The sequence below is a fragment of the Pseudomonas sp. NFPP12 genome (assembly GCF_900103205.1).
In the GTDB taxonomy this organism is placed as follows: domain Bacteria; phylum Pseudomonadota; class Gammaproteobacteria; order Pseudomonadales; family Pseudomonadaceae; genus Aquipseudomonas; species Aquipseudomonas protegens.
The window spans coordinates 928,347-943,505 of record NZ_FMWW01000002.1; the positions used below are offsets into that span (position 1 = coordinate 928,347).

General features: G+C 60.9%; 15 protein-coding genes and 1 other RNA gene. 4 read left to right on the forward strand and 12 right to left on the reverse strand.

Features of this window, described 5'->3' with window-relative positions; all coding sequences use genetic code 11:
- Positions 1-2: 2 nt before the first annotated feature.
- From murD to rsmI, 10 genes are all read right to left on the reverse strand, one after another.
- Complete coding sequence (gene murD, locus BLS75_RS11960) at positions 3-1,349, reverse strand: UDP-N-acetylmuramoyl-L-alanine--D-glutamate ligase (RefSeq protein ID WP_019093698.1); 1,347 nt, start codon at positions 1,347-1,349, stop codon at positions 3-5.
- Between the two features lie 5 nt (positions 1,350-1,354).
- Positions 1,355-2,437 (reverse strand): phospho-N-acetylmuramoyl-pentapeptide-transferase, encoded by a 1,083-nt coding sequence (gene mraY / locus BLS75_RS11965; RefSeq protein WP_011063313.1) that lies wholly within the window; start codon positions 2,435-2,437, stop codon positions 1,355-1,357.
- Complete coding sequence (gene murF, locus BLS75_RS11970; RefSeq protein ID WP_072450922.1) at positions 2,437-3,804, reverse strand: UDP-N-acetylmuramoyl-tripeptide--D-alanyl-D-alanine ligase; 1,368 nt, start codon at positions 3,802-3,804, stop codon at positions 2,437-2,439. Before murF ends, mraY begins: the two co-directional genes overlap by 1 nt.
- Positions 3,797-5,260 (reverse strand): UDP-N-acetylmuramoyl-L-alanyl-D-glutamate--2,6-diaminopimelate ligase, encoded by a 1,464-nt coding sequence (locus BLS75_RS11975; protein ID WP_011063315.1) that lies wholly within the window; start codon positions 5,258-5,260, stop codon positions 3,797-3,799. The genes murF and BLS75_RS11975 overlap by 8 nt, the downstream gene beginning before the upstream one ends.
- Positions 5,260-6,999 carry a peptidoglycan D,D-transpeptidase FtsI family protein gene (locus BLS75_RS11980; RefSeq protein WP_072450923.1) on the reverse strand — a complete coding sequence of 580 codons (1,740 nt, stop codon included), beginning with the start codon at positions 6,997-6,999 and terminating at the stop codon, positions 5,260-5,262. Before BLS75_RS11980 ends, BLS75_RS11975 begins: the two co-directional genes overlap by 1 nt.
- Positions 6,996-7,289 carry a cell division protein FtsL gene (gene ftsL / locus BLS75_RS11985; RefSeq protein ID WP_011063317.1) on the reverse strand — a complete coding sequence of 98 codons (294 nt, stop codon included), beginning with the start codon at positions 7,287-7,289 and terminating at the stop codon, positions 6,996-6,998. Before ftsL ends, BLS75_RS11980 begins: the two co-directional genes overlap by 4 nt.
- A complete protein-coding gene (gene rsmH / locus BLS75_RS11990) occupies positions 7,286-8,227 on the reverse strand; it encodes a 16S rRNA (cytosine(1402)-N(4))-methyltransferase RsmH (protein WP_085983368.1) in 942 nt (313 codons plus the stop codon). Before rsmH ends, ftsL begins: the two co-directional genes overlap by 4 nt.
- 2 nt (positions 8,228-8,229) lie before the next feature.
- On the reverse strand, positions 8,230-8,685 hold the full coding sequence (gene mraZ, locus BLS75_RS11995; protein ID WP_011063319.1) for a division/cell wall cluster transcriptional repressor MraZ: 456 nt from the start codon (positions 8,683-8,685) through the stop codon (positions 8,230-8,232).
- A gap of 308 nt (positions 8,686-8,993) precedes the next feature.
- An RNA gene (gene rnpB / locus BLS75_RS12000) (RNase P RNA component class A) lies at positions 8,994-9,347 on the reverse strand.
- 72 nt (positions 9,348-9,419) lie between these two features.
- Positions 9,420-10,292: a 16S rRNA (cytidine(1402)-2'-O)-methyltransferase gene (gene rsmI / locus BLS75_RS12005; RefSeq protein ID WP_072450924.1), complete on the reverse strand. Its 873-nt coding sequence runs from the start codon at positions 10,290-10,292 to the stop codon at positions 9,420-9,422.
- A gap of 219 nt (positions 10,293-10,511) precedes the next feature.
- On the opposite strand from rsmI, the gene BLS75_RS12010 reads away from it, so the two are divergent.
- From BLS75_RS12010 to BLS75_RS12025, 4 genes are all read left to right on the forward strand, one after another.
- Positions 10,512-12,323 carry a penicillin-binding protein activator gene (locus BLS75_RS12010; protein WP_072450925.1) on the forward strand — a complete coding sequence of 604 codons (1,812 nt, stop codon included), beginning with the start codon at positions 10,512-10,514 and terminating at the stop codon, positions 12,321-12,323.
- A complete protein-coding gene (locus tag BLS75_RS12015) occupies positions 12,323-12,694 on the forward strand; it encodes a YraN family protein (protein WP_072450926.1) in 372 nt (123 codons plus the stop codon). Before BLS75_RS12010 ends, BLS75_RS12015 begins: the two co-directional genes overlap by 1 nt.
- A 104-nt stretch (positions 12,695-12,798) precedes the next feature.
- Complete coding sequence (locus BLS75_RS12020) at positions 12,799-13,392, forward strand: phosphoheptose isomerase (protein ID WP_015636934.1); 594 nt, start codon at positions 12,799-12,801, stop codon at positions 13,390-13,392.
- Positions 13,389-13,967 (forward strand): BON domain-containing protein, encoded by a 579-nt coding sequence (locus tag BLS75_RS12025; protein WP_011063324.1) that lies wholly within the window; start codon positions 13,389-13,391, stop codon positions 13,965-13,967. The genes BLS75_RS12020 and BLS75_RS12025 overlap by 4 nt, the downstream gene beginning before the upstream one ends.
- 51 nt (positions 13,968-14,018) lie before the next feature.
- On the opposite strand, the gene BLS75_RS12030 is transcribed toward BLS75_RS12025, so the two are convergent.
- The gene (locus BLS75_RS12030; RefSeq protein WP_011063325.1) at positions 14,019-14,432 is read right to left on the reverse strand and encodes a ClpXP protease specificity-enhancing factor; all 414 of its coding nucleotides are present in this window, start codon (positions 14,430-14,432) and stop codon (positions 14,019-14,021) included.
- A gap of 16 nt (positions 14,433-14,448) precedes the next feature.
- Positions 14,449-15,066, reverse strand: a complete 618-nt coding sequence (locus BLS75_RS12035; protein WP_011063326.1) for a glutathione S-transferase N-terminal domain-containing protein — start codon at positions 15,064-15,066, stop codon at positions 14,449-14,451.
- Positions 15,067-15,159 lie beyond the last annotated feature (93 nt).

Consider the following 15,159-nt stretch of genomic DNA (forward strand, 5'->3'; position numbering starts at 1 on the left):
GTTCATGCCAGCTCCTCCACAACGCGGACGAACTGGTGGCCACGGTCTTCGTAGTTCTTGAACATGTCGAAACTGGCGCAGGCCGGCGACAGCAGCACCACATCACCGGGCTGGGCAGTGGCGCGGCATTGCTCCACGGCTTCCTGCAGCGAGCCGACACGAATCAGCGGCACGGCGTCACCGATGGCTTCGCCGATCTGATCGGAGTCGCGCCCCATCAGGATCACCGCGCGGCAGTTGGCCGCCACCGGGCCGCGCAGATCCTTGAAGTCGGCGCCCTTGCCGTCACCACCGGCGATCAGCACGATCTTGCCTTCGATGTCGGCGCCAAGGCCTTCGATGGCCGCCAGGGCGGCGCCCACGTTGGTGGCCTTGGAGTCGTTGTAGTACGCCACGCCATCCAGATCGCGGACCCATTGGCAGCGATGCTCGAGGCCGGCGAAAGTGCGCAGCGCCGCGAGCATGGCGTCGAACGGCAAGCCCACTGCATGACCCAGGGCCAAGGCTGCCAGGGCGTTGGACTGGTTATGGGCGCCGCGGATCTTCAGCTCGCGCACGGGCATCAGGTTCTGGAACTCGAAGGCCAGGTACTTCTCGCCATCCTCTTCGCGCAGGCCGAAGGCCTTGAAATCAGGCTTGCTCAGGCCGAAGGTCCAGCATGGCAGGCCTTCACCGATCAATGGCCGGGTCAGAGCGTCCTGGCGGTTGAACACCACCTGCCGGGCGCCACGGAAGATCCGGTGCTTGGCCAGGTGGTAGGCCGGCAGGCCGCTGTAACGGTCCATGTGGTCTTCGCTGATGTTGAGCACGGTGGCCACTTCGGCGCCCAACTGGTCGGTGGTCTCCAGCTGGAAGCTGGACAGCTCCATCACGTACAGCTCGACGTCATCGCTGAGCAGGTCCAGGGCCGGGGTCCCGAGGTTGCCGCCGACCGCCACGCGCTTGCCCGCCGCCGCTGCCATCTCGCCCACCAGGGTGGTCACGGTGCTCTTGGCGTTGGAACCACTGATTGCCACGATCGGTGCCTTTGCGTTACGCGCGAACAGCTCGATATCACCGGACAATTTCACCCCACGGGCAGCAGCAGCCTGCAGGGCCGGGGTCGCCAGGGCCAGGCCGGGGCTCACGTAGAGTTCGTCGGCACGGCACAGGAAGTCCACGTCCAGCTCGCCACAACGCACCTCCACCTGCGGGTAGTCACGCCGCAGCGTGGCCAGCTCAGGTGGATTTTCCCGCGTATCGGCCACCGCAAAGGCAACGCCCCGGCTCGCCAGGAAGCGAACCAGGGACATGCCGCTCTTGCCGAGGCCGACAACGATGCGGAAGTGGTCAGAAGCGATCAGAGACACTCGTTCTACCTCAGCTTCAGGGTGGCAAGGCCGATCAGCACCAGAATCACGGTGATGATCCAGAAACGGACGATCACGCGCGGCTCGGGCCAGCCCTTGAGTTCAAAATGGTGGTGAATCGGCGCCATGCGAAACACACGGCGGCCGGTCAACTTGAAGGAGGCAACCTGGATCACCACGGACAGGGTTTCCATCACGAACACGCCGCCCATGATGAACAGAACGATTTCCTGACGGACGATGACCGCGATAGTGCCCAGGGCCGCGCCCAGCGCCAGGGCGCCAACATCACCCATGAACACCTGCGCCGGGTAAGTGTTGAACCACAAGAAGCCCAGGCCCGCGCCAATCAGCGCACCACAGAAGACAATCAGCTCTCCCGCCCCGGGGACATAGGGAATCAGCAGGTATTCGGCGAACTTCACGTTACCCGACAGGTAGCAGAAGATCCCCAGCGCACCGCCCACCATCACCGTAGGCATGATCGCCAGGCCATCGAGGCCATCGGTCAGGTTGACCGCGTTGCTCGAACCGACGATGACGAAATAGGTCAGGACCACGAAGCCGATGCCAAGGGGAATGCTCACGTCCTTGAGCATCGGGATCAGCAGAGTGGTTTCCACCGGACTCTGGGCAGTCATATAAAGGAAGATCGCCGCGCCCAGGCCGAACACCGATTGCCAGAAATACTTCCAGCGGCTGGGCAGGCCACGGGAATTCTTCTCGATCACCTTGCGATAGTCGTCGACCCAGCCGATGGCGCCAAAGGCCAGGGTCACCAGCAGCACGACCCACACATAGTGGTTGCGCAGGTCGGCCCACAACAGGGTGCTGATACCGATGGCCGAGAGAATCAGCGCGCCGCCCATGGTCGGTGTGCCCGATTTGGACAGGTGAGATTGCGGACCATCGTTACGCACGGACTGGCCGATCTGGCGGTTCTGCAGAGTACGGATCATCCACGGACCCAGGCACAGCGCCAAAGACAGCGCGGTCAGTACCCCGAGGATCCCGCGCAGGGTCAGGTACTGAAAGACCGCGAAGCCTTTGTAGAACTGTTGCAGGTACTCCGCTAGCAGCAGCAGCATCAATGTTTCTCCGTACTGGAGCCGCACAAAGCCGCGACGATGTTTTCCATCACCGCGCTGCGCGATCCTTTGATCAAAATGGTGGTATTTGGGTCTTGCTCGACGCCCAGGGCGGCAATCAGGTCAGCCTGGCTGGCGAAGTGGCGCGCGTGCTCGCCGAAGGCGGCAACGGCATGAGCCATCATCGGGCCTACGGCGTAGAGGGCCGAAACCTTGCCAGCGGCATATGCACCTACTTCGCGGTGCCCCTGCTCCGCCCACTCGCCCAACTCGCCGATGTCTCCGAGCACCAGGACGGTGCGGCCGGAAAAGCCGGCGAGTATATCAACGGCGGCGCACATTGAGGTGGGGTTTGCGTTGTAAGTGTCATCAATGACCCGCATGCCGTTCTTGGCCAGTTGGGCGACGGTACGCCCCTTGACCGGCTGCACCGCATTCAGGCCGGTGACGATGCCGAACAGCGAGATGCCCATGGCGTGGGCCGCGGCTGCCGCAGCCAGGGCATTGGCAACGTTATGGGTGCCCAGCAGGTTCAATTGCACCGCCTCCACACCCTTGGGGCTGTGCAACTTGAAGGATGGGCAGCCACGGGCATCGCGACCGATATCGGAGGCAAAGAAATCGGCAGAGCTGTCAGTCAGGGCGAAGCTCAGTACCTGACGGCCGGCAGCACGGGCCTTCCAGATAGGGAAAGCCTTGTCGTCCAGGTTGAGCACGGCGATCCCGGCGCTATCGAGGCCTTCCAGGATTTCCCCCTTGGCCTCGACAATCTTCTCCGGCCCGCCAAACTCACCGACATGAGCGGTGCCGGCGTTGTTGATGATCGCTACGTGGGGGCGAGTCATGGCCACGGTGTAGGCAATCTCGCCGACGCGCGAAGCGCCCAGCTCTATCACTGCGGCTGTGTGTTCCGGGGCCAGTTCCAGCAGGGTCAGGGGCGCACCCAGGTCATTGTTCAGGTTGCCCCGAGTAGCGTGTACCGGACCACGGGTGCGCAGGATGCTGGCAAGCATTTCCTTGACCGTGGTCTTGCCGCTGGAGCCGGTTACCGCAGCGACCGGGCGGCTGAACGCGGCGCGATTGAGCGCACCCAACTGCCCCAGCGCCAGGCGAGTGTCCTTGACCAGCAGTTGCGGCAGCGTGCTGTCGGGAACCTCACGTTCAACCAACGCCGCCACGGCGCCCTTGGCCGCCACTTCATTCAAGTAATCGTGGCCGTCAAAGCGTGGGCCGGTAAGAGCAATAAACAGTTGGCCGGCCTGAATCGCCCGGCTATCGATACTGACGCCGCTAAAACGAGCATCGCCCGCGATCAGGCGGGCGTCCAATGGAGCCGAGACTTCACTGAGTTGCAGGGCTTTAAGCATGGCCCACCTCCCACGCGGTCAAGGCTTTGTCCGCCTCGGCGAGATCAGAAAAATCATGTCGCTGGCCGTTTATTTCCTGGTAATCCTCATGGCCTTTACCGGCTAGCACCACCACGTCATCCGCCGACGCGGAAGCGATCAGGCGAGCAATGGCCAACCCGCGACCGGCTACGAATTCCACCTTTTCTGCCGCGCTGAAGCCGGCACGAATATCGTCGAAGATTTGGGCCGGGTCTTCGCTGCGTGGGTTGTCATCAGTCACCAGCACACCGTCGGCCAGACGCTCGACCACCTCAGCCATCAACGGACGCTTGCCGCGGTCCCGGTCACCGCCACAACCGAACAGGCACAGCAGGCGGCCCTTGGCGTGCGGACGCAGGGCCAGCAAGACTTTTTCCAGGGCATCCGGGGTGTGGGCGTAATCCACCACCACCAGCGGCTGAGTACCGCCACCCAGGCGCTGCATTCGTCCGGCGGGGCCTTCAAGCTTGGGCAGGACCGCAAGAATTTCGTCCAGCGCGTACTCAAGACCCAGCAACGCACCTACCGCAGCCAGCACGTTGCTCAGGTTGAAACGCCCGAGCAGGCAACTGCGCAGGTGGTGCTCACCCTGCGGGGTCACCAGGGTCGCGCGCACGCCATCATCGTCAAAACGCGCTTCGCGGCAGTACAGATAGGCAGCGGCGTCTTCCAGGCTGTAAGTGATCAGTCGCGACTCGTGTTTGTCCGCCGCCAGTTGCCGGCCAAAATCGTCGTCGAGGTTGATCACCCGGCAACGCAGGTCGTTCCAGGCAAAGAGCTTGGCCTTGGCTGCGCCATAGGCTTCCATGGTCCCGTGGTAATCCAGATGGTCACGGGACAGGTTGGTCAGCACCGCCACATCGAAAGCCAGTGCCGCCACGCGCCCCTGATCCAGGCCATGGGACGAGACCTCCATGGCCACCGCCTTGGCTCCTGCGTTCTTCAGGTCCGCCAGGGTGGCCTGCACGGCAATCGGGTTCGGCGTGGTGTGCATGCCGCTTTGCAGCGCGCCATGAAACCCGGTCCCCAGGGTACCTACCAGGCCACAACGCTGGCCCAGCAGGTCCAGGGCCTGAGCCACCAGTTGGGTAACGCTGGTCTTGCCGTTGGTGCCGGTCACGCCCACCAGGTTCAACTGGCGGCTCGGGTCACCATAGAAGCGCCCGGCTATGTCCGACAGCTGCGCCGCCAGGCCCTTGACCGGAATCAGCGGTACATCGGTCAGCGGCAACACAGTTGCCCCTTCCACTTCATAAGCCACCGCTGCAGCGCCGCGCTGCAGGGCATCGGCAATGTGCGCACGCCCATCGAACTTGGCGCCGGGCACCGCAAGAAACAGGTCCCCGGCCCGCACGTTACGGCTGTCCAGGGTCAACTCACGAATCAGCAGGTCGCGACCGGCGTGGGCGAAAATCTTGTTCAGGCTAAGAGACATCAGCCGCGCCCTCCATTGGCTCGTACAGGGGTGCCGGATGCGGCGTTGGCCTGCTGCGTGGTCGGCAGGTTGTCCGGGGTGATGTTCATCAAGCGCAGGGTGCCGGACATCACTTTGCTGAACACCGGCGCCGATACCAGGCCACCGAAGTAACCGGCTTTGCTCGGTTCGTCGATCACCACCACGATGGCGTAGCGTGGATCACTCATCGGACCGAAGCCGGCGAACAGCGAGCGGTAGGAGTTCTCGGCGTAGCCCTTGGTACCCACCGAAGTCTTGCGCGCAGTACCACTCTTGCCAGCCACGTGATAGGCCGGAACCTGTGCACGGAATACTCCGCGCGGGGCCTCGATCACTTGCTGCAGCATGCCCTGCATGGTCTTGGCGACATTTTCCGGAATCACCTGGGTGGTCTGCGGAGTCTTGTCGGACTTGATCAGTGTCAGCGGCGCAATACGGCCGTTGTTGGCCAATGCGGAAAAGGCGTGCACCAGCTGGATCGCGGTCACCGACAGGCCGTAGCCATAGGACAGGGTCGCGGTTTCCGCCTTGCGCCATTCACGGTAATTCGGCAGGTTGCCGACCCGTTCACCTGGGAAGCCGAGCCCCGTGTCCTGGCCAAGACCGATTTTCTGTGCCAGGCGGAAAATGGTTTCGCCGCCGATATCGAAGGCCACCTTACTCATGCCGACGTTACTGGAGTTGATCAGGATGCCGGTCAGGTCGAGTACCGGACCTTCGGTCTTGGAAACGTCACGGATGGTGTATTTGCCCAACTGCAGGGTGCCCGGGTAGACCTCGACGGTATCGCTGGGCTTCCAGCGTCCGGTTTCCAGCGCGGCGCTCATGGAGATCGCTTTCATGGTCGAGCCAGGCTCGAATACGTCGATCATCGCCCGGTTGCGCATCATCGCCGGCTGCAGGTTGCGCCGGTTGTTAGGGTTGTAGGTCGGCTGGTTGACCATGGCCAGGATCTCGCCGGTCTTCACATCCATGATCACCAGGCTGCCAGCCTTGGCACCGTTCTCGACGATGGCGTTGCGCAGCTCGCGATTGGCCAGGTATTGCAGGCGCAGGTCAATCGACAACGCCAAGGGCTTGCCGGCCTTGGCGTTCTTGGTGACCTGGACGTCCTTGATCAGCCTGCCGCGCCGGTCCTTGATCACCTGGCGCTTGCCCGGAACCCCTGCGAGCCATTCGTCGTAGGCCAGTTCCACCCCTTCGCGACCGCGGTCGTCGATATCGGTGAAACCCACCATGTGCGCGGTTACTTCGCCGGCTGGATAGAAGCGTCGGAACTCCTCGATGCCATAGACACCGGGGACCTTAAGATCCAATACGGACTGGCCCTGTTCAGGCGTCAGGCCTCGGACCAGATAGATGAATTCTTTACTGGCCTGGGCTTCAAGCCGCTCGGCCAGGGCTTTCGGGTCTTGGCCAAGTGCCATGGCCAGCGCCGGCCAGCGGTCCTTGGCCAGCTGCATTTCCTTGGCATTGGCCCACAGGGTGGTCACGGGCGTACTGACGGCCAGAGGCTCGCCATTGCGATCGGTAATCAGACCGCGGTGCGCGGGAATCGGAATGTGCCGGACACTGCGTGCATCGCCCTGCCCCTTGAGGAAGTCACGGTCGACCACTTGCAGGTCGATGATGCGCCAGGCAATCGCCGACACCATGACCGCCAGCAAACCCAGCACTACACGGAAACGCCATGGATAGAGCGCGCCTTCGAGCTTCATGGCGCCACCATGCGAACTTCGGCCGCGCCGGGAATGTGCATTTTCAATTGTTCGGTGGCCAGCACTTCAATGCGGCTGTGAGCAGTCCAGGTGCTTTGCTCAAGAATAAGACGGCCCCATTCGGCCTGGGCTTTGTCACGCACGCTCAACTCGCCGTACAGCGTATTGAGCAACTGACGGTTCCAGTGGGCGCTGTAGGACACCGCAATCGCGGAAACCAGAACGCCGACGAATAGCAGGAACATGAAAAAGCTTCCGCCCGGAAGTGGCTTGGCGAAAAGCTTGCTCACCGAAGCTTCTCCGCGACGCGCATGACGGCACTGCGGGCACGCGGGTTGGCCTTGAGCTCTGCCTCGGAGGCGAACTGCGCTTTGCCATGGATCTTGATTTTCGGCACAAAGGCTTCGAAACGTACCGGCAGATTGCGCGGCAGGTTGTCCGATTCGCCCTTGACCAGACGACGCATGAACAATTTGACGATGCGGTCTTCCAGGGAGTGGAAGCTGATCACCACCAGGCGACCACCCACTTCCAGGGACTCCAGTGCAGCTTCAAGGCCAGCCTCGAGATCACCCAGTTCATTGTTGACGTGAATGCGCAGCCCCTGGAAAGCACGGGTAGCCGGGTTCTTGCCCTTCTCCCAAGCCGGGTTGGCGACTTTCAACACTTCAGCCAGATCGGCGGTACGCTCGAACGGCTGGATCTCGCGGCGCTCGACCACGGCTCGCGCCATGCGACCGGAGAAACGCTCTTCGCCGTACTCCTTGAATACCCGGGCAATTTCCTCTACCGGAGCGGTGGCGATGAACTGCGCAGCACTGATGCCGCGAGTCGGGTCCATGCGCATATCCAGCGGGCCGTCATTGAGAAAACTGAAGCCGCGCTCAGGGTCGTCCAGCTGCGGCGAAGACACCCCCAGATCCAGCAGGACACCGCTGACCTTGCCCGCCAGGCCGCGTTCGGCAACTTCCGAACCGAGCTCGGCGAAACTGCGCTGTACAACGACAAAGCGGCCGTCTTCGGCCGCTAGCGCTTGCCCGGTGGCAATCGCCTGGGGATCCTTGTCGAATCCGAGGAGGCGCCCCTGGGGCCCGAGCTTGCTGAGAATCAGCCGACTATGCCCGCCACGCCCGAAGGTGCCATCCAGATAGCAGCCATCAGGACGTACGGCGAGAGCCTCGACGGCTTCGTCAAGCAGTACGGTGATGTGGTTAAAGCCGCTATCAATAGTCACAGGATCAAATCACGCAGTTCATCAGGCATGGCGCCCGGTTGTTGAATAGCTGCCAGGTCCGCTGCGGAAACAGCATTCCAAGCATCCTCGTCCCACAATTGGAACTTGTTCAGTTGGCCCACCAGCATTGCGCGCTTATCCAACTTGGCATATTCACGCAGGCGCGGCGGCACCAGAAAACGACCACTGCCATCGAGTTCAAGATCGACGGCGTTACCAATCAGCAAACGCTGCAAACGACGGTTCTCTTCGCGAAGAGAAGGCAGTGCGCGCAGCTTGGTTTCAATCAGTTCCCACTCATCGAGGGGGTAAACACACAAACAGGGATCAACGGCATCGATGGTGACGATTAACTGCCCGGAACTTCGCGAAACGAGCTCGTCACGATACCGGCTCGGCATGGCGAGACGGCCTTTTGCATCGAGACTGATAGCGTTAGCTCCGCGAAACACGTCAGCGTTTCTCCAAATTTTAGCGTTTTGCGCTCAAAAAACCCACTTCATGCCACTTTCCGCCACTTGCGCACACTATAGGAATGCGCCCACACCACCGTCAAGGCGCGCGGCGACGGAAAAGCCTTATAGAACGGAGATTTAGGAGACTTAAAGGAGAGGTAACGAGAATTCGAAGGGTGTTTCAGAGCATCAACTTCCGACAGCTCAATAAGCTGCAGCGCGAAGTTAAAGTAATTTATTAAGAGTAAGATTTTTTCGGTATTACAAAAACGCTTCTGCTATTGATTCAAGCAGGGAGGGAAAAGGTGGAGAGTCGATCTGTAAGCCGGGTTCTGTCGAGGACAGTCATTCCTCTACGATGGCCATCACTGGACATCTTTAGCAACCTACCCGGTTCCAGCGCGGGCCACGCCTTGGAACCCTATTTGGTCTTGCTCCGAGTGGGGTTTACCTAGCCACGAACTGTTACCAGACGTGCGGTGCGCTCTTACCGCACCTTTTCACCCTTACCGGCACCGAAGTGCTTAGGCGGTTATTTTCTGTGGCACTTTCCGTAGGCTCACGCCCCCCAGGCATTACCTGGCACTCCGCCCTATGGAGCCCGGACTTTCCTCCCCCCTCTAATTTTCATAGAGGGCAGCGACTGTCCAATCGACTCTCCGCCGCGCAGGTTAACGGCAGAGCGAACGAAGAACAAGCGCTAAAAGCCTTTGGCCACCCTGCTACGCAATTTATTGTTCTTTCTGTTTATCCAGGGCCACCTGATACAACACATTCTTGCGCTCGCCAGTGATTTCCGCAGCCAAAGCAGCAGCCCGCTTCAGCGGCATTTCCTTGAGCAACAGGTCGAGGATACGCATCGACTCACTACTGATCACCTCATCACTTTCCGGTGCTGTCCATCCCGCGACCAGCACCACGCACTCCCCACGCTGCTGATTGCTGTCGGACTCGACGAATTGGCGCAGCTCGGAAAGTGGCAGCCCCTTCAGGGTCTCGAAGGTCTTGGTCAATTCACGCGCCAGCAATGCCGGCCGCTCACCACCCAATACCGACTCCATATCCTGCAGGCATTCAAGTATGCGATGCGGCGCCTCATAGAAAATCAGCGTACGTGGCTCTTCCTTGACCGCTTCCAGGCGCGCCCTGCGCCCGACCGCCTTGGCCGGCAGAAAGCCTTCGAAGATGAACCGGTCTGAAGGCAAGCCCGCCGCCGACAACGCCGCGATCAGAGCACAGGCCCCCGGTACTGGAACCACGTTGATACCCGCCGCCCGCGCCTGGCGCACCAGGTGGTAGCCGGGATCGGAAATCAGCGGTGTGCCCGCATCGGAGATCAAGGCGACATTATCCCCAGCCAGCAGACGAGTAATGAAGCGACTGCCCTCATCACGCTCGTTGTGCTCATGGCAGGCAGCCAGGGGCGTGGAAATACCAAAATGCTGCATCAGGCGCTGGGAATGCCGGGTATCTTCGGCAGCGATCAGCGACACCTCGCGCAACAGCTTCAAGGCCCGGGCGCTGATATCGTCCAGGTTGCCGATGGGCGTCGCCACCACATAAAGCGAGCCAGCAGCGGAATTCAAAGGACCTGGAGCAGTCAAAGCGCACACCTCTTGATCGGCAAAAGCGCCATTGTAGCGCGTTGAAGCATTCTCAATACGCCTTGCGATCAGCCGGTATGGCGCTGCGCTGCGACCTTTCAGGCAGCCACGCAACATTTGCTTGAGCTAAATCGACGGTTTATCGCCAGTAACATCGCACCCCAGCCAGCGCTTGGGTACAATTCCACGCTCATTTGATCGAGTATCAGGAACACTTACATGATCGCTTGCCTGCGGCTGTTTCTTGCCCTCTGCCTGGCTACCCTTCTGGTGGCTTGCGCCAGCTCGCCCTCTTCCAGCCTTGGCGAACTTCCACGGACACCGGATGCCAGTATCGAGCAACTGCTCGAACAGGCCGCCACCAGCAAAACTCCGGAAAAAGCAGCCCTGCTGCGCCTGAGCGCCGCCGACCTGGCGTATCGTCAAGGCAATGCCGGACGCGCCGGACAAATCCTGCAGCAAGTGCCGCTGGATCAACTCAAGCCTGCCCAGCAAATCTTCGCCAGCACCCTGTCCGCAGAGCTGGCCCTGGTGCGCAACCAGCCAAAGGCTGCCCTCACCGCACTGAGCCATCCAAGCCTGCAACACCTGAGCGAACTGCCGGCAGCTCAACAGATTCGCACCGGCAGCGTTCATGCTCGCGCACTGGAAGCCGACGGCCAGACATTGGCCGCCGCCAAAGAGCGCATCGTTATCGCGCCCTTGCTCAAGGATGATGCAGCAGCCAAAAACCACGAAGCCATCTGGGCACTGATTGCCGCCCTGCCGACCGATCAGTTGCAGCCTGCCGGCAATGACGACCTGGCCGGCTGGATGAGCCTGGCCCTGGCAGTCAAGAGCGCCGGCACCCTGGAACAGCAGCAGGCAGCCATCGATACCTGGCGCGCCCAGAATCCAAAGCACCCGGCTGCCATTCAACTGCCTCAACCCCTGATCAAGCTCAAGGAACTGGCCAGTCAGCCGGTATCGAAAATTGCCTTGCTGCTGCCACAGGACGGCCCCCTCGCATCGGTTTCCAAAGCACTGCGCGAAGGTTTCATGGCTGCTCACTACCAGGCTCAGCAAGCCGGACAGAATCCACCCAGCATCGAGTTCTATGACAGCTCGCGCCTAAGCTCGCTGGATGACTTCTACCGCAAGGCTCAGGCCGCTGGCGTGCAACTGGTCGTCGGCCCACTGGAAAAGCCCCTGGTCAAACAACTTGCCGCTCGCCCGCAACTGCCGATCACCACCCTGGCCCTGAATTACAGCGAAGGTGAACAAGGCCCGGCGCAGTTGTTCCAGTTCGGCCTGGCAGCCGAAGACGAAGCCCGCGAGGTTTCCCGTCGCGCCCGCGCCGATGGCCTGCACCGCGCCGCCGCTCTGGTTCCGAAAGGCGAATGGGGCGATCGCGTGCTCAAGGCATTCCGTCAGGATTGGGAAGCCAACGGTGGTAGCGTAATCGGTATCGAACGCGTCGATCAGCCCGTCGCCCTGGCACAGCAGATTGCCGACCTGTTCCAGCTGCGCCAGAGTGAAGGCCGCGCCAAGAGCCTGCAGAGCACCGTAGGCACCCAGGTAGCCGCACAGCCATCACGTCGCCAGGATATCGAGTTCATTTTCCTCGCCGCCACTCCGCAACAGGCTCAGCAGATCAAGCCGACCTTGAACTTCCAATACGCTGGTGATGTACCGGTCTACGCCACCTCCAATGTGTTCAGCGCCAGCGGCGACCAGAACCAGTACAACGACATGAACGGCGTGATGTTCTGCGAAACGCCATGGCTGCTGGATGCCAACGGCCCGCTGCGCCGCCAGGTCACCGCACAATGGCCGCAAGCCGGCGGCAGCCTAGGGCGCCTGTATGCCATGGGCGTCGACGCCTACCGATTGGCGCCACGCCTGGGCCAACTCAAGGCCCTGCCAGACAGCCGGATAGAAGGTGAATCCGGCAGCCTGGGCATGGCTGCCGGGCAACGCATCGAGCGTCAGTTGCCATGGGCCAAGTTCGTCGGGGGCCAGGTGACCCGCCTGCCCGACACGCCGCGCTAATGCTCCAAGGATCAAGCCAGCACAGCGGACGAGATGCCGAAAGCCAAGCGCTTCGGCATCTCCAACAGCAAGGACTGCGCCTGCTGGCGCAGAACTGGTTGTGTAAACGCGGCGAGCTTGATCTGGTCATGCTTGACGGCGATACAGTAGTATTCGTCGAAGTCCGCTACAGAAAACACACGCAATGGGGTGGCGCACTGGGCAGTATCGATGGGCGCAAGCGTCAAAAACTGATCCTTGCCGCGCAGCTTTTCCTGCAAAGCGAATCACGCTGGTCCAGCCATCCTTGCCGTTTCGACGTGGTCGCCATTGACGGCGCCTCGGGTGCAGAAGCCCGCTTGAACTGGCTACGCAATGCCTTCGACAGCTGAAAGAAGCCCTCAGGCCGCACCCATTTTCACTCAACTTTTTTGCTCTTTGCTTTGCGGGCTGCACATTTACGTGCCACCAAGCCGCGCCACTTAAGGTCACACAGATGGACATGCAATCCCGAATTCGCCAGCTTTTTCAGGCCAGTATCGACACCAAGCAACAGGCGATGGACGTACTTGCACCGCACATCGAGCAAGCCAGCCAGGTCATGGTCAACGCCCTGCTGAACGAGGGCAAGATGCTCTCTTGCGGCAACGGTGGCTCCGCCGGCGATGCCCAGCATTTCTCCTCCGAACTGCTCAACCGCTTCGAGCGCGAACGCCCGAGCCTGCCGGCCATTGCCCTGACTACCGACAGCTCTACCATTACCTCGATCGCCAACGACTACAGCTACAACGAAGTCTTCTCCAAGCAGATCCGCGCCCTGGGCCAGCCCGGCGACGTATTGCTGGCGATTTCCACCAGCGGCAACTCCGCAAACATTATTCAGGCGATCCAGGCCGCACATGATCGCGAAATGATTGTCGTAGCATTGACCGGTCGTGACGGCGGCGGCATGGCTTCCCTGCTGCTGCCTGAAGATGTCGAGATCCGCGTACCGGCCACCGTCACTGCACGCATTCAAGAAGTCCACCTGCTGGCGATCCATTGCCTCTGCGATCTGATCGACAGCCAATTGTTCGGGAGTGAAGAATGACCCCTAATCGCCTTGGCCTCCTGGCCTTGACCTTGTGCCTGAGCATCACTGGTTGCAGCTCGGTGATTACCGCCACCCGCGACAAACCCATCGATGATGACCGCGGCACCCGTACCTTTGGCAGCAAGATCGACGACTCGCTGATCGAGACCAAAGTCGCCGTCAACGTCGCCAAAGCCAGCCCAGACCTGGAAAACAACTCGCACATCGTTGTCACCAGCTTCAACGGCATCGTCCTGCTGGCCGGACAAACACCCCGCCCGGACCTCAAGGCCATGGCCGAACAGGCCGCCAGTGAAGTGCAGCGCGTCAAGAAGGTGCACAACGAACTGCAGGTACTGCCACCTTCCGGCTTCCTGGCCCGCCAGAACGATGGCTGGCTGACCACCAAGATCAAGACCCAGATGCTCACCGACGCCAGCGTGCCCGCCTCGCGAATCAAGGTGGTGACCGAGAACGGCATCGTCTACCTGCTGGGCTTGCTGACCCAACAGGAGGCCACCCAGGCCACCAACCTGGTTCAAGGCGTGTCCGGTGTGCAGAAGATCGTCAAACTGTTCGAATACATCGACTGATACACAACCGCGAGATACAAAAAAGGCGATCCGGATGGATCGCCTTTTTTATTACTTGACCACTTTCAAGCTGGGCCGGCCACTGGGGCGCGGCGGCTCACTGTCCGGTGGCGGCAGGTCGTCATCCGGCTCGAGATCATCCTCTTCATCCAGAGGCGACTCCAGATCGAAGACCATGCCCTGGCCATTCTCACGGGCATAGATCCCCAGGATCGCCGCAACCGGCACATGCAGGCTGTGCGGCACACCACCGAAGCGCCCTTCGAAGGTCACTACGTCGTTATCCATATGCAGATGACGCACGGCACTGGGAGAAATGTTCAGGACGATCTGCCCATCACTGGCAAAGCCCTGGGGCACCTGCACTGCCGGATAGTCGGAATTGACCAGCATGTGCGGGGTGCAATCGTTGTCCACAATCCACTCATAGAGCGCGCGGACCAGATAAGGTCGACTGGAGTTCATAGCGGCTCCTTAAGCCTCAGCGCATATCGCGTTCGACACCAGACAGACTCGCCTGGAAAGCCTCACGCGCAAATTGGCGTTCCATATAATCAAGCAACGGCTTGGCCTGCCGCGGCAGTTCGATACCCAGGACCGGCAATCTCCAGAGTATGGGCAGTAGGCAGCAGTCCACCAGACTTTGTTCCTCACTGAGGAAAAATGGCTTGTCGGCAAACAAAGGAGAAACACCCGTCAGGCTTTCACGCAATTCCTTGCGCGCCTGCACTCGAGCAGCCTCCTTGGTCCGCGGATCAAGAATCAGATCCACTTGCCCGCACCAGTCACGCTGGATCCGGTGTATCAGCAGACGGCTGTTGGCTCGCGCCACAGGATAAACCGGCAGCAGTGGCGGATGCGGATAACGCTCATCCAGGTACTCCATCACCACTGTCGACTCCCACAACGCCAGGTCGCGGTCGACCAGCGTTGGCAAGCTCCCATAAGGGTTCACTTCGATCAGCTTCGGCGGCTGACGCCCCGCCTCCACACTGATGATCTCGGCGCTGACACCCTTCTCTGCGAGCACAATGCGCACCCGGTGGGAATAGTGGTCGGCGGGGTCGGAGTAACAGGCCAACCGATTGGTCACGCCCATGGCGATCCTCCTCGCTTGTTGAAATTATCGGAAGCAGAAAAAACGAGCGCGCCCTCAGGGCGCCTCTGGTAACCCCCGAATGATACAGGGTTG